Annotated in this window: 13 protein-coding genes; 6 read left to right on the plus strand and 7 right to left on the minus strand. The window is 62.3% G+C overall.

The features are described 5' to 3' along the window. Positions 1–10: 10 nt before the first annotated feature. Positions 11–835, minus strand: a complete 825-nt coding sequence (locus N0P34_RS00645; RefSeq protein WP_275605098.1) for a DUF2189 domain-containing protein — start codon at positions 833–835, stop codon at positions 11–13. Positions 836–1,020: 185 nt separating this feature from the next. On the opposite strand from N0P34_RS00645, the gene N0P34_RS00650 reads away from it, so the two are divergent. Together N0P34_RS00650 and N0P34_RS00655 are read left to right on the plus strand one after the other, a co-directional pair. After that, positions 1,021–1,188 carry a hypothetical protein gene (locus N0P34_RS00650; protein WP_275605099.1) on the plus strand — a complete coding sequence of 56 codons (168 nt, stop codon included), beginning with the start codon at positions 1,021–1,023 and terminating at the stop codon, positions 1,186–1,188. Continuing rightward, a complete protein-coding gene (locus tag N0P34_RS00655; RefSeq protein WP_275605100.1) occupies positions 1,185–1,850 on the plus strand; it encodes a hypothetical protein in 666 nt (221 codons plus the stop codon). The genes N0P34_RS00650 and N0P34_RS00655 overlap by 4 nt, the downstream gene beginning before the upstream one ends. A 72-nt stretch (positions 1,851–1,922) precedes the next feature. On the opposite strand, the gene N0P34_RS00660 is transcribed toward N0P34_RS00655, so the two are convergent. The 5 genes from N0P34_RS00660 to N0P34_RS00680 all read right to left on the minus strand — a co-directional run bounded on the left by N0P34_RS00660 (position 1,923) and on the right by N0P34_RS00680 (position 9,398). After that, positions 1,923–3,194, minus strand: coding sequence for an O-acetylhomoserine aminocarboxypropyltransferase/cysteine synthase family protein (locus N0P34_RS00660; RefSeq protein ID WP_275605101.1), 1,272 nt, complete (start codon positions 3,192–3,194; stop codon positions 1,923–1,925). A gap of 485 nt (positions 3,195–3,679) precedes the next feature. Beyond that, positions 3,680–5,317: a glycoside hydrolase family 43 protein gene (locus N0P34_RS00665; RefSeq protein WP_275605102.1), complete on the minus strand. Its 1,638-nt coding sequence runs from the start codon at positions 5,315–5,317 to the stop codon at positions 3,680–3,682. Positions 5,318–5,469: 152 nt separating this feature from the next. Beyond that, positions 5,470–6,777 (minus strand): xylose isomerase, encoded by a 1,308-nt coding sequence (gene xylA / locus N0P34_RS00670; protein WP_275605103.1) that lies wholly within the window; start codon positions 6,775–6,777, stop codon positions 5,470–5,472. Further along, positions 6,774–8,237 carry a xylulokinase gene (gene xylB, locus N0P34_RS00675; protein WP_275605104.1) on the minus strand — a complete coding sequence of 488 codons (1,464 nt, stop codon included), beginning with the start codon at positions 8,235–8,237 and terminating at the stop codon, positions 6,774–6,776. The genes xylA and xylB overlap by 4 nt, the downstream gene beginning before the upstream one ends. A 90-nt stretch (positions 8,238–8,327) precedes the next feature. Then, complete coding sequence (locus tag N0P34_RS00680; protein WP_275605105.1) at positions 8,328–9,398, minus strand: LacI family DNA-binding transcriptional regulator; 1,071 nt, start codon at positions 9,396–9,398, stop codon at positions 8,328–8,330. 106 nt (positions 9,399–9,504) lie between these two features. Between N0P34_RS00680 and N0P34_RS00685 the strand changes: the two genes are divergently transcribed. Beyond that, positions 9,505–10,518, plus strand: coding sequence for an aldose epimerase family protein (locus tag N0P34_RS00685; protein WP_275605106.1), 1,014 nt, complete (start codon positions 9,505–9,507; stop codon positions 10,516–10,518). Positions 10,519–10,779: 261 nt separating this feature from the next. Next, the gene (locus tag N0P34_RS00690) at positions 10,780–11,487 is read left to right on the plus strand and encodes a YafY family protein (protein ID WP_275605107.1); all 708 of its coding nucleotides are present in this window, start codon (positions 10,780–10,782) and stop codon (positions 11,485–11,487) included. Positions 11,488–11,502: 15 nt separating this feature from the next. On the opposite strand, the gene N0P34_RS00695 is transcribed toward N0P34_RS00690, so the two are convergent. Then, complete coding sequence (locus tag N0P34_RS00695) at positions 11,503–12,909, minus strand: helix-turn-helix transcriptional regulator (RefSeq protein ID WP_275605108.1); 1,407 nt, start codon at positions 12,907–12,909, stop codon at positions 11,503–11,505. 146 nt (positions 12,910–13,055) lie between these two features. Here N0P34_RS00695 and N0P34_RS00700 point away from each other — a divergent pair, with 146 nt between their 5' ends. Both N0P34_RS00700 and aceA read left to right on the plus strand, forming a co-directional pair. Beyond that, on the plus strand, positions 13,056–13,283 hold the full coding sequence (locus tag N0P34_RS00700; RefSeq protein ID WP_275605109.1) for a hypothetical protein: 228 nt from the start codon (positions 13,056–13,058) through the stop codon (positions 13,281–13,283). Between the two features lie 174 nt (positions 13,284–13,457). Further along, positions 13,458–14,753 (plus strand): isocitrate lyase, encoded by a 1,296-nt coding sequence (gene aceA, locus N0P34_RS00705; RefSeq protein WP_275605110.1) that lies wholly within the window; start codon positions 13,458–13,460, stop codon positions 14,751–14,753. Positions 14,754–14,755 lie beyond the last annotated feature (2 nt).

The raw sequence follows: 14,755 nt of genomic DNA on the forward strand, positions 1-14,755 counted from the left end.
GCGTTTTGCATCAAGCCGCCGGGGCTTGACGAATGTGGGAGGCCGGCTCGACCAGGAGGCGATAGAGGTGCCAGGTGGCGTGGCCGAGAATAGGCAGGACCACCGCAAGGCCGACAAACAGCAGCAGCGAGCCGACAAAGACCGAGAGCCCGACGATGACGCCCCAGGCCAGGAGGGCAATCGGATTGCGCATGACGGCGCGCAGGGAGGTTTCCACCGCCACATAGGCCCCGACATCGCGATCGAGCAGGAGCGGGAAGGCAATCACCGAGGTACAGAGCACGACGAGGGCAAAGCCGGCGCCGAGGAGCGAGCCGCCGATGAGAAGGGTCATGCCGCCGGGTTCGTTGAAGATCTGGGCGAGAAGACCATTGAAGGTATTGGGCGGGGAGGAGCCGAAGAGGCTTTCATAGAGCGTCTGGGCGCTGGTGAGCCAGAGGGTGAAGAGCACGAGGAGCATGATCCCGAGCGCAAAGATCGAACCGATGGCGGGCGAGCGGATCACGTTCATGGCCTCGCCCCAACTGGTATCGAGCCCCTGTTCGCGGCGGCGCGAGACTTCATAAAGGGGGAGGGCGGCGATGGGGCCGACAAGGGCGAAGCCGCCGACCAGGGGATAGAGCAGGGACCACGTCTGGTAGCCGTTCATCCAGGTGGCGAGGACGATGCCGACGATGGGGTAGATCAGAATGAGCAGCACGTAATGGCTGGGTTTTTCCCAGAAATCGGCGGCTCCCCGGCGCAGCGCGGTGAACAGGTCGGATATGGTGATGGTGCGGATGATGGGCATGTCCAGCTTGTCGCCGGCGCCGTTCATGATGTGCAAATGGGCCATAGTCGTCTCCCTCCAGAAGCGGAGGTCGCTGACCCTGGCAGGCGCTCCCCAAACATGCGCGTTACGCAGAACCTGCGACCGCTAACAGAGGATAGTTTACGCGGGGATTTGCGGGATGTCGCGGGGTTTCCGAGAGATGTGATCGGGGGGGGCGACCACTATGCCCTAGAGGACCACAGTCGCGCATGACCGACCGGATCGGAGGAACCGAGCGAGGAAAGACCGCCCTTCTTTTTGGGTCTCTGCCGCTGTTCGTTAAACTGTTGATCGCCGGTATTGCGCAGAACAACATCAAAAAGACTATGTCGCCCGCCGAAGCCGCCGTATCACTGAAGAGAGGGGGAACAAAATGAGCGACTTCTGTTTATGCATAGAAGGAGAACATCTCGAATGCTGGGCAAGACTCCTCGATGATCCAGATTTATCACATCATATATTCACTTACCGGAACCGCCATTATCTAACTTCGACGGAGATTTCAGCTGCTCGCGACCCGGAGCGTGCGCTGGAATTGGCAGAGCAGATCGTTGGCGAACTGAACGGCATCGTTGCCGCTTACCATCAATTTGCCCCGCTAAAGACGGTGGGGATGGGCCAAAGGCAGCCCGATGGCTCAATAATTTTGAGGCAATCAGCTTCATTGACCGCCAATGCGCGCGCCATGGCCTTTTTCAAACCTACCGGCTCAGCCCGCCCCACCGTTTTAACCCTTTTAGATAAGGTCGAGAATAACACGCGGCTGGCTGATGCGGCGGCATATTATGGAAAGGCATCGAGTTGGTTCGACCTATACTACGTGATCGAAGCGCTTTGCCAACATGCGGGCGGGGAAGCAGAATTCAAGAAGTCCGGATGGGCTGGGGCAAGTGCCACTAAGCTTGGAAAGCTCAAAGAAACTGCGAATTCTCACCGACATGCCTACGCTCGCGAGCCAGACGATAAATTGAGCTGGCGCGACGCTTATCGCCTTACTGGGGAACTCCTAATCTCTGCCATCCAGACTGCCCCCGACTAGGGGCGCATTAAGGAAAACCCCCGGACCTTTCGATCCGAGGGCTCATTTCATTCAGCGCTATTATAAACCCGATCAAGCCTTCGCAAGCGCCTGGTCGATGTCTGCAATAATATCGTCGACGTGCTCGATGCCGACCGAGATGCGGATCAAATCTTCGGAGACGCCGGCTTTTTTCAGTTCTTCGGGGGAGAGCTGGCGGTGGGTGGTGGAGGCGGGGTGGGTGGCCAAGGACTTGGCGTCGCCGATATTGACGAGGCGCAAAATCATCTGCAGCGCGTCGATGAAGCGGCCACCGGCTTCCTTGCCGCCTTCAATGCCGAAGGACAGGATGCCTGAACCCGAACCCTTCGAGATCTTTTTGGCGACAGCGTTGTAGGGGCTGTCCTCGAGGCCGGCATAGTTGACCCACTGCACCTTTGGATGCGCCTGCAGATGCTTGGCGACTTTGAGGGCGTTTTCGGTGTGGCGCTCCATGCGGAGGCCGAGGGTTTCGAGACCCTGCAGAATAAGAAAGGCATTGTGCGGGGAGATGGCGGCGCCGGTGTTGCGCAGCGGGGCGACGCGGGCGCGGCCGATATAGGCTGCGGGGCCGAGTGCCTCGGTATAGACGACGCCGTGATAGGACGGATCGGGCTCGTTGAGGATCGGGAAGCGCTTGGCGTTGGCCTTCCAGTCGAACTTGCCTGAGTCGACGATGATACCGCCGATGGCGACGCCGTGGCCGCCGATATATTTGGTCAGCGAGTGGACGACGATGTCGGCGCCGAAATCAAACGGGCGGGTGAGGTAGGGGGTCGCGACAGTGTTGTCGACGATGACCGGCACGCCATGGCGATGGGCGATCTCGGCGATCTTTTCGATATCGACGACATTGCCGGCCGGATTGCCGATGGATTCGAGGAAGACGGCCTTGGTGTTTTCGTCGATGGCATTTTCAAAACCCTCATAATCGTCATGGGAGACGAGACGGGTTTCGATGCCCTGGCGGGGGAAAGCGTGGACGAAGAGATTATAGGTGCCGCCATAGAGCTGGGAGATGGAGATGATGTTGTCGCCCACGCCGGCAATGGTCTGGATGGCATAGGTGATGGCGGCCATGCCGGAGGCCAGGGCCAGAGCGGCGATGCCGCCTTCCATTTCGGCGACGCGCGCTTCGAGAACCGCCTGGGTGGGGTTCATGATGCGGGTATAGATATTGCCGGGGACCTTGAGATCGAAAAGGTCGGCGCCGTGCTGGGTATTGTCGAAGGTGTATGAGGTGGTCTGGTAGATCGGCACGGCAGCGGCCTTGGTGGTCGCTTCGGATGTGTAACCGTGGTGCAGGGCGATGGATTCGAGTTTCATGAAGAGGCTCCGAATGGGTTGGCCATAAACTCCTCAATCGCCCCGATAAAGACAAGCCGGGGAAGAGGCAGAACGTCCTCTCGGGGAGCAATGTTTTGGAACGACGTTTCGTGGGGTGGGGAGGGGCGGTATCGGGGCTCTCGGAAAACCCCCACCCGGCCTCCCCCTGGGAGGGGGAGGAGTGGGCCGGTGGGTGGGGCGAGGCGGTGCCGTAAACTGGGTTTGTTTCTCCCCCTGCGAAGGGGGAGGTTCGGTGGGGGTGTTTCCTCCGCCGCCACATGAAGGCCGTTTGCGCTTTGAGAGTGGCCCTCGGGTCGGGCCCGAGGGAAGCGGGGCAGGGGCACACATATGGGGGCTCTCGGGGAACCCCCACCCTCATTCCCTCCCCGCGGAGGGGGAGGGAGGCCTGGCGGGTGGGTGGCCTGAGGATTTGCCACAAGCTCGGTTTGTTCCTCCCCCCAGGGGGAGGTTCGGTGGGGCAGCGACTATTGCAGGCTGTCGACTTCGTAACGGTCTGACGGATCGTGCTGCGGGCGATAGACGAAATAGTCGAAATCGGCGGGGCTGGCGGTGCCGTTGAGGTCATGGGCGGCGACGCCGACGAAGGCGCCGGTAAAACTGCCATGGGCCTGGTGGCCGCCGCATTCGTCCGAGAGGATCGAGGCATCGAGCACGGGGCCGATGGGCCGGAGTTCCTGGCCCTCGAGGGCGTAGAAGAATTGCAGCTTGCGGCCGCGGATGGTCAGGGCCAGCCGGACCTTGCCTTCATTGGGGATTTGGACGGGATCGGCGGGGAAGCGCATATTGCCATCGGGCCAGCTCATTTCCGAGGACATGATCAGCAATTCGCGCTGGCCGTCCGAATGGGCCGTCACCGCGAGGTAGAAAAAGTTGTAGCGGCTGTAATAGGCCGTGAGCCCCGCCATGGTGCGCTCGTCGGTGGGCTTGAAGTCCACGACCGTCTCGGCGTCATAGGAGAAATGGGTCTGGCGACGGGCGACCAGCGCCTGCTCGAACCAAGAGCCGATGGATTCGCGGCCGAAGAGACGCAGCTTGCCTTCCTGGGTCGAGAAGATGCGTTCGGTTTCCGGGGTGCGCAGCCACTGGAAATCGAGGGGCAGGCCATTGTCAAAAGTATAGCGCTGCTCGGCCCAGTATTTGGCCTCGTCGCGCGTGCCGGGCACTTCGACGTGAAGGGAGGGCACAGGCCCGTGTTTCACGTGAATCCAGTCGTCGTCGCCCCAATAGGCCTCCTGGATCGAGGTCTCGCGACCGAGCACGCAGCGGCGTTCCTGGGTGGTCGGGCGACCGCCGAGATGGACGAGATAGGTTTTTCCCTCGGGCGTTTCGACGAGATCGCCATGGCCGGCGCGCTGAATGGCGGCGAGGGGGGCGTCCTTGGAGGTGAGGATATATTTATCCGGATGGGTCTCGTAGGGCCCATCGATATTGCGGGAGCGGGCAAAAGTGCAGGCATGGTCATAGGCCGTGCCGCCTTCGGCGGTCAGCAGATAGTACCAGGGCTTTCCGTCCTTGCCGTTGCGCTTGTAGAGGTGCGGACCTTCGACGAGCTTGAGATCGGTGCCCTGATAGATGTTCTTGATCGGGCCGACGAGTTTACCGAGCTCGGCGTCGAACTGCTGCAGCGCAATGCCGGCGAAGAGCAGGGGACGGCGGCGATGGTCCCAGAGCATGTTGACGAACCACTTCTTGCCGTCGTCGTCATGGAAAAGGGAGGGGTCAAAGCCCGAGGAATTGGCGTAGATCGGATCGGACCAGGGGCCCTCAATGTTCTCGGCCCAGACGATGTAATTGTGGGCGTCCTTGAACGAGCCGTCCTTGCGCTTCACGTCGGTATAGACCAGCCAGAATTTTTCGCCGTCATGGGTGAGGCAGGGGGCCCAGACGCCGCAGCTGTCGGGATCGCCACGCATGTCGAGCTGGGTTTTCCGGTTCAGCGGACGGGTGACGAGTTCCCAGTTCGCGAGGTCTTTGGAGTGGTGGATCTGGACGCCCGGGAACCACTCGAAGGTGGAGGTGGCGATGTAATAATCGTCGCCGACGCGCAGGATGGACGGATCCGGATTGAAGCCGGGCAGGATGGGATTGGTCAGTTGCGGCATTTTGGGCCTTCGCGCGGAGGGTGCAGTCAGCTCCCTCCCCCTGGCGGGGAGGGATCAAGGGTGGGGGGAGGGAGCCCCGATATCGTGGCTCGCAGCACCCCCTCCCAACCTCCCCCGTCAAGGGGGAGGTGTCCCGACTGAGACAGCGGTGATCATACGAAACGGTTGACCAGGTTTTCGAGATATTCCTGGCGGCCGGAACGCGGCTGGGGGTTGATGTTGTCGGCGGCAACCTTGGCGGCGATGTCGGCGAGCGAGAGCTTGCCGGCAAGGATGTCCTTGCCCAGACCATTGTCCCAACCGGCATAGCGATCGTCGAGGAGCTTGTCGAACTCGCCATCTTCAATGAGGGCGACGGCGCCCTTGAGGCCGCGGGCGAGCGTATCGAGCCCGAGAATGTGGCCATGGAGCAGATCGGCCGGATCGAGCGACTGGCGACGGACCTTGGCGTCGAAATTGAAGCCGCCCTTGCCGAGGCCACCCTGCTTCAAGATGTAGTAGAAGGCCAGCGCCATTTCGCCCGCATTGTTGGGGAAGTGGTCGGTGTCCCAGCCGGACTGGAGATCGTTGCGGTTGGCGTCGACCGAGCCAAGCATGCCCAGCGAAGAAGCGACAGCCAGTTCGTGTTCGAAGGAGTGACCGGCGAGGAAGGCGTGGCCGACCTCGATATTGCACTTCACCTTCTTTTCGAGGCCATACTTCTGCAGGAAGCCATAGACCGTGGCGACGTCGTAGTCGTACTGGTGCTTGGACGGTTCCTGCGGCTTGGGTTCGATGAGGATCTGGCCGGTGAAGCCGATCTTTTCGGCGTGCTCGATGACCAGATGAAGGAAGCGGGCCATCTGGTCCTGCTCCCTACCGATGTTGGTGTTGAGGAGGGTTTCATAACCCTCGCGGCCGCCCCAGAGCACATAGTTTTCGCCGCCCAGCTCATGGGTCAGCTCGAGCACGGATTTCACCTGGCCGGCGGCATAGGCGAAGACTTCCGGATCGGGATTGGTGGCGGCACCGGCCATATAGCGGCGGTTCGAGAAGAGATTGGCCGTACCCCAGAGGAGTTTCTTGCCGCTCTTCTGCATGTTGGCGGCGATGAGATCGCCGATCACGCGGAGGTTCTTGTTGCTCTCGTCAAGCGTTGCGCCCTCGGGGGCAACGTCCACGTCGTGGAAGGCGAAGAAGGGTACGTCGATGAGATCGAAGAATTCGAAGGCCACTTCGGTCTTGAGCTTGGCGCCATCAAGACCCTTGTCGAACCAGGGGCGATCAAATGTGCGGCCGCCAAAGGGGTCGCCGCCTTCCTGGGCAAAGGTGTGCCAATAGGCGATGGCCGGGCGGATGTGATCTTCCATCCGCTTGCCGGCGATCATTTCGTCCTTGTTGTAGTGGCGATAGGCGAGCGGGTTTTTGCTCTCGGTGCCTTCGAACTTGACCTGGGACAGGCCCTTGAAAAAGTCGCTCACGAAATTGCCTCCTCGATGGCGGGGTAGAGTGCGCGGTAGCGCGCATATTGATCGGAATAGGCGGCCGACAGGGATGTGTCGGGCGCGATAACAGTCTTGATCGGCGGCATGGCCATGATGTCGGCCGGCTTGGCGCCGGTGGCGGCACAGAGGCCGAGGCGAGCGGCGCCGAGGGCGCCACCGAAATCACCGTCCTCGGGGAGGGCGATTTCCATGTCGAGATTGGTCGCCAGCATTTTCAGCCACAGGGCGGACTTGGAGCCGCCACCCACCGCCAGAAGGCGATTGATGGAGGTGCCGGCATCGGCCAGCACGCGCTGGCAATCGCGCATGGCGAAGGTGACGCCTTCCATGACGGCCTGGGCGAGCTGGGCGCTGTCGGTGGACTGGCTGAGACCGACAAAGGAGCCGCGCGCATTGGCATTGTTGTGCGGGGTGCGCTCGCCCGAAAGATAGGGCAGGAAGATCGCTTCGCCCGGTCCTGCAAATTGGGCTTCGGCTTCGCCGGAGAGCTCGGCCTGCTTCTTGCCGGTGATGCGGGAAAGCCAGTTCAGCGAATCGGTGGCCGAAAGGATGACGCCCATCTGGTGCCAGGTGTCGGGGATGGCGTGGCAGAAGGCGTGGACCGCGCCCTTGGTATTCGGGCTGAAAGTTTCGTTCGAGACGAACAGCACGCCGGAGGTGCCGAGGGAGACAAAGCCCTCGCCCGGGCGGATGGCGCCGATGCCACAGGCGGCGGCGGCATTATCGCCCGCGCCGCCAGCGACGACGACAGGACCGGTCATGCCCCAGCGGGAGACAAATTCGGGTTTAAGCTGCGCGGAGACTTCAGAGCCTTCCACGAGGCGCGGCATGTGCTCGCGGGTGAGACCTGTCACGCCGAGCAATTCGTCGGACCAGTCGCGCTTGGCCACATCGAGCCAGAGCGTGCCGGCGGCGTCGGACATGTCTTCGACGTGCTCGCCGGTCAGCAGGAGGCGCACATAGGCCTTGGGCAGCAGCACCTTGGCTATTCTGTCGTAGATGGCGGGCTCGTGCTTACGCACCCAGGCGATTTTCGGGGCGGTGAAGCCGGGCATGGCGATGTTGCCCGCGAGATCGCGCAGATTGGGGAGCGCGGCCTCCATCTCGCCGCATTCGGCGGAAGAGCGGCCATCATTCCAGAGGATGGAGGGGCGCAGCACTTCGTCATTGGCGCCAAGAAGCGTCGCGCCATGCATGTGACCCGAGAGGCCTATGCCCTTGACGGCGGCGAGCTCGGTCGGGTGGCTTTGCTTGAGCGTATCGATCGCGCCGAGCGTTGCCGTCCACCAATCGGCGGGGTTCTGCTCGGACCAGCCAGGATGCGGGCGGACGGGTTCGATGGCGGGCGCCGATGCGTCGCCGATGGCGCGGCCGTTCTCGTCGATCAGCAGCGCCTTGACCCCGGACGTGCCGATGTCGATACCGAGGAAGGTCATGAGGCACGTACCTCAGAATAGGTCGAAAACAACATCAGCTCCTCCTCCTGCCCAATTTCGGGCACGCCCATGTTTTGATCGGGCGAGTGTTTAGCGCAGATTGTCGCGCAGGAAAATCCCAATTTCAATGGGGTCGCTGGCAAGGGGCCGCGGCGTCGACAGGGCAAGGGACCGGGCGGCGCCGATAACTTCTCGAATTTCGCCATCCGGGTTCTGGTCGAGGACCACGTCGATGGCGCCGCTGGCGAGGCCTGCGCGGGTTGGCACTGTCAGTTCGTGGGCGATGACGCGGATGCTCCGGGCCCGGCCGGAGGCCTCCAGCGCCGCGACGAGACCGGCATTGCCGGCGCCGAGATTGTAGAGGCCGGAAAGATCAGGGTGCTCGGCGAGCAAGCGGGCGACGATGGCTTCGGTTTCGGCGCCGTCATCATGGCCTTCCATGGGCCCGATGAGGGTGACACCGGCAAATTCCTCCCCGAGGAGACTGGCAAACCCCTCGAAGCGCTCCTTGTGGTCGCGCAGATGGAGCGAGCCGGCGATAACGGCCACCTTGCCTCCGCTGGGCAGGAAACGCCCGAGCAGCGAGGCCGCGGTGCGCCCGGCCGCGACGTTGTCGATGCCGATGAAATGGCGTCGGCCGGAACCGGGAAGGTCGGAGACCAGCGTCATCACCACGATGCCGCGGCGCGTGGCGGCATCGACCGCGGCCACGATTTCGGGGTCTTCGCTGGCGACGATGACGGCGCAATCACAGCTTTGCGGGACGAGCCTGTCGAGCTCGCGGACAAGGGCCCCGGCATCGAGGGCGCGCACGCGCTGGGTGGAGATGTGGATGCGGTCGGAATTGGCCTGCGGCGCCCGCCGCGCCACCGCATCGGCAAGGCTGTCCATGAATTCGTTGGCGCTGTCAGGGATGAAAAAGAGGATGGAGAGATCGCGTGCCCTTGCCATCAGCGAGGCGTTGAGATCGCGTGAAAATCCGAGGCTGGCAATGGCTTGGTCGACTTTTTCGGCCGTCGCCGCGCGCACGCCGGGGCGCCCGTTGAGGACGCGGTCCACCGTGGCCAGGGACACGCCGGCAGCGCGCGCGACATCATGCACCGTGACCCGGCGCCGGACTGCCTCTTCGTCCACTCTGCCCCCCAGATTTATCGTTTTCATCGGATGCACAGTTTCCGGGGCGCGGCACAAAGGTCAAGTGCGGCGTTGCCCGCAAGGGGCAAATAAGGCTAGACCTGCGCGCCAGCAGAACTGAGAGGGGCAAGCGATGTCGATTGCGGTTTCTACCTTTGGCGAGCATGACGGCAAGCGGGTCGACCAGTTCCGCCTGGTCAGCGACACCGGCGTCAGTGTCGATATCATCGGCTATGGCGTGGCCGTGCGCGACTGGCGCGTGCCCGTTGCCGGTGGCGAGCGGAGCGTCGTGCTCGGCTTTGACGATTTCCAATCCTATCCCCTGCACAGCCCGCATTTCGGCTCGCTGGCCGGTCGCGTGGCCAATCGCATCAAGAATGCCTCGTTCGAGCTGGATGGCGTCACGTACAAGCTGCCGCCCAATGCGGGCGAGCTGCAGCTGCATGGCGGCACTGAGGGCCTTGGTCGTCAGGTGTGGTCGGGGCAGGTGGACAATGCCAACAACGCCGTGCGCTTCACCCATTTTTCGCCTGATGGGGCGATGGGTTATCCCGGCAATGTCAATTTTGCGGCCACATATAGCCTCCAGGGCAACAAGCTCCGGTTGGAACTGAGCGCGACGACGGACCGGGCCACGCCGATCAGCCTCGTCCAGCACCAATATTTCAACCTGGGCACGGGCGTCGATGTGCTCGACCACACGATCCAGGTCAATTCCAGCGCCTATACGCTGCTTGGCGACGATCTGGCGCCGACCGGGGCGATCCTGCCCTCGCGCGGCACGAAATATGATCTGCGCACGCCGCGGACGATGCGCGACGAAAACGGGCAGCCGGTCGACTATGATATCGGCATGGTGCTCGACAGCGGCCGCAAGACCAGCGAACCCATCGCCACCGCGCTGTCGCCGGACAAGGATCTGACGCTCAAGCTGTGGAGCGACCGGCCGGGCGTGCAGGTCTATAACAGCGTCTGGACCGATGTGCCGGCGCCGGGCCTCGGCGGCAAGAAATATGGCCGGTTCTCCGGCTTCTGCCTCGAGGACCAGAATTTGGCCGACGCGCTGCACAACCCGCACTTCCCCAATATCATCCACTCGCCCGACCGGCCCTACAGCCATTGGTGCGAGATCGAGATCGCTGAGTAGGGGTTACCCCCTCCTAACTAGCCATTCGAGCATAGCTCTCATGGCCTTCTTGCCTAAAATTGCTCCTCAGGAGCAATTTTGCCTGCGGCCGGCGCGAAGCCCCTGATATGGGGAGGGATCTGCCGGTGGCTCTCGAATTTTGCGGCAAACGCGATTATTTCCTCCCCCTGTCGGCGGGAGGTTAGGTGGGGGTTTGGGCAATCGCCCATGGACCTGAGGTGCTGAATTTGGCACGCTCGGCCCTCCCCAAAGGAAAGCGCCATGGACAAGACCGAGCGGCTTTTTGCCATTATGGACGCGTTGCGGCGGCACCGCATGCCGATTACGGCGGCAGCGCTGGCGGATGAGCAGGGCGTCTCCGTGCGCACGCTTTATCGCGATATCCAGACCCTGATCGGGCTCGGCGCGCCGATCGATGGCGAGGCGGGCATCGGCTATATGCTGAAACCGGGGTTTTTCCTGCCGCCGCTGATGTTTTCGCCCGAGGAACTGGAGGCCCTGGTGCTCGGTGCGCGCTGGGTGGAGGCGCAGCCCGATGATGGGCTGGGGGCAGCGGCGCGCAATGCGCTCGCAAAGATTGCCACGGCTTCGCCCGAAGACTTACGCGATCGCATCAGCGACACGGCGCTCTGGCCGGTGGCGGTCTGGGGCGCGCGCAAGCCGATACCGGTGCTGGGCGATATCAGGCTGGCCATGCGCCAGGAAAAGGCCGTGCAGATCGACTATGAGGACGAGCAGGGGCGGCCTTCGACCCGCACCATCTGGCCGGTGGGGATCGCCTTTTACGAGGGCAAGCAGACGATTGCCGCCTGGTGCTGCCTGCGCGGGGATTTTCGCAATTTCCGCACCGATCGCATCATCTGCCTGACGCTCAGCGATGACCGCTATGGCAAGCGTCGCTCCGTGCTGGAACGGGAATGGCGCGAGAGCTGGTCGCGCGATGCACAGCATATGCAGGCGGGCGAGTAACGGCTTGGCGACAGGCTAACCCATTCGGGCGTAGATACTTTCCGGCCTGATGCTATCGTCGAGCCGGAAGCGGTGATCGGCCGGGGGATGGGCGCGGCTCGAACATTCGAGGCGCGGGCAGATGCGACAGCCCGTGCCGATGGGCACGATCTGCTGTTCGCTGGTGAGATCGACACCCTCGGCATAGATCATCTCTTTGGCGTGGTGGATGGCGCAGCCCAGCCCGATGGAAAGATGCCGGCGCGGGGCATTGTAGCGATAATCGCCCTTGGTGATGGTGCGGGCGATGCAGAAATAGCGCTGGCCATCGGGCATCTGGCTGATCTGCACATTGATGCGGTCGGGCGCGAGGAAAGCGGCATAGATATTCCAGCGCGGGCAGGCGCCCGAATGGCGCGGGATGTGAATGCCCGAGAGCGAAAAGCGCTTGGAAATATTGCCCGCAATATCGGTGCGCACGAGGTGCAGCGGAATGCCCGAAGCGCCCTTGCGCTGCAGCGTGGTCATGCGGTGACAGACTTGCTCGAAACTGGCCCCGAACCGCCGTCCGATGCGATCGATGTCATAGCGATGGTCGCGGCAGGCTTTCAAAAAGGGCTCATAGGGCATGAGCAGGGCGGCGGCGAAATAGGAGGAGAGGACGTTGCGCGCCAGAGCCGGTGCGTCGCCCTCGGGGAGATTGGCCCCGTCGATGACGGCGTCGATCTCGGCACTGGCGGCCAGCGTGCCGATTTGCTGGGCGAGGAGGAAGGACGCCGTTTCGCCGGGCAGGAGATCGGAGACCAGGAGATGCCGTCGCGCGGCGTCGAGCTGCCGCGCCACACCATGGGGCAGGGAGGCGAGACGCGTTTCGAGCCCGAAGACGTTGAAAAGATAGGTCTTTATGCCGGTTTCGAAACTGTCGCCGGAATTGTCGATATCGACGCGGACGCGCTCGGCGGCTTCCTCGAGGGCGGGGAAGTGATTGGCGTTGGCCTGGAGAAAATCCGAGATGGCATCCGTGGCGAGGTGAAAGGGTTCCGCCTCCCCTGGCATCGGGCGCGGGGAGGCGGCGCCGGTAAAATTCTTGTAGCGATCATAGAGTTTTAGCACGGCGCGCGCCGCCGCCGGATTGGCGTGGGCGAGATCTCGGATTTCGAGATTGGTGAGGTCGCTGTCGGCAAAGAGATCATCGCCGAAGATCTCCATGAGATCGCCAACGAGGCGCCCCTCGTCGCTGTCGACAAGCTCGCCCGGCTCGACTCCAAAATAACCGGCGATGGAAAAGAGCAGCGGCACCGTGACCTTGCGCCGGTTGTGCTCGATGAGGTTGAGATAACTGGGGGAGATACCCAGCGCGGCGGCAAGGTCGGCCTGGCTGAGATGGCGCACGCGGCGCAAGCGCTTGATGCGCCCTCCGATCTGGCTCCCTGACGCCTCCATTCCGACCTCCCAGTCTTTACACGCTTTACAATATCGACGGTGCTGATTGACAGCCGCTTTACAGCTTTACAGCCGGTTATGTGGTTATTTCTTGCATAGCGGACGCCGATGTCAAATCTTTACAGCAACAACGAGGAGACATTCGGATGAACCGCGATATCGCTCAACGCGACGAGTACATCACCATCATTGCCCCGACCGCCCAGGAAGCCATGGCCCAGTTCAAGGCGCGCGGGCTGGATGATCAGGGTTTTACTATTGCCGGGCGCATTGGCCGCCATCAGTTCACGCTGGTGGGCGCAGAGGAAGCGCAGGAATTGTTCTCTGGCGCCGGCATGATCGCGGCGACGTTTTCACGGCGCGTGGCGAGTTAAGCCTGGCCCTGCCTAGACCACAAGCTCAGCGCTCTTGGCCCCGGCCCACCCTAGCCCTCCCCATCGAGGGGAGGGATCAGATCGGGGCTCTCACACAGTTTGTTCCACGTGAATCACCCAAAAATTTGCCGTTCCAACGGAATGGCGAAGCCGTGCCTGACGAGGAGAAAAAGCATGCTCGACAAACCCCACAAGCCCGAGAGTTTTCCGACGCCGGACTACGCACCGGACCGCTGGCGCAATATTGCCCGAACCTACACGCCTGCCGATGTGCGTCGACTGGCCGGCTCGCTGCCCATTCGCCAAACGCTGGCGGAAAATGGCGCAAAACGGCTCTGGGAATTGCTGCATAGCGAAGATTTCGTGCCGACGCTGGGCACTTTTACCGGCAATCAGGCGGTGCAGCAGGTCAAGGCCGGGCTCAAGGCGATCTATCTTTCCGGCTGGCAGGTGGCCGCGGACGCCAATAGCTCAGGCAATATGTATCCCGATCAGTCGCTTTATCCGGTCGACAGCGTTCCGGCCGTGGTCAAGCGCATCAACAAGTCCTTGCAGCGCGCCGACCAGATCCAGACGATGGAAAAGGCCGACGGCATCGCCACCACCGATATCGACTTTCTCGTGCCCATCATTGCCGACGCAGAAGCCGGTTTTGGCGGCGCGCTCAATGTATTTGAGCTGATGAAGGCGATGATCGAAGCGGGCGCCGCCGCGGTGCACTTTGAAGACCAACTCGCCAGCGAGAAGAAGTGCGGGCATCTCGGCGGCAAGGTGCTGGTGCCGACGGCGCAATTCATCAAGACGCTCAATGCAGCGCGGCTTGCGGCCGATGTGATGGGCGTGCCGACGCTGATTATGGCGCGGACCGACGCCGAGGCGGCGCGGCTGATCACGTCCGATATCGACGAGTATGACCGCCCCTTCGTCACCGGCGAGCGGACGGCTGAGGGATTTTACCGGCTGAAGGGCGGCATTGACTGCGCGATTGCCCGAGGGCTGGCCTATGCGCCCTATGCCGATCTCATCTGGTGCGAAACCTCGACGCCGGATCTCAGCGAAGCGCGCCGCTTTGCCGAGGCCATCCGCAAGGAATATCCGAAGCAGATGCTGGCCTATAATTGCTCGCCGAGCTTTAACTGGGCCAAGCATATGGGCGAGGCCGACATGGAAAAATTCCAGCGTGAACTGGGGGCCATGGGCTATAAATATCAGTTCATCACGCTGGCGGGCTTCCACAATCTCAGCCTCACCACGTTTGAGCTGGCGCGCGCCTACAAGGAACGCGGCATGGCCGGATACTCGGCGTTGCAGCAGGCCGAATTTGCTGCCGAAGTCCATGGTTTCTCGGCCGTTCGCCACCAGCGCGAAGTGGGCACCAGCTATTTTGACGCCGTGTCAATGACGGTCAGCGAGGGCCAGAGCGCCACAACGGCGATGGCCGACTCCACCGAAACCGCGCAATTTCACTGAAA

The organism is Devosia sp. FJ2-5-3 (assembly GCF_029201545.1).
Taxonomy (GTDB): Bacteria; Pseudomonadota; Alphaproteobacteria; order Rhizobiales; family Devosiaceae; genus Devosia.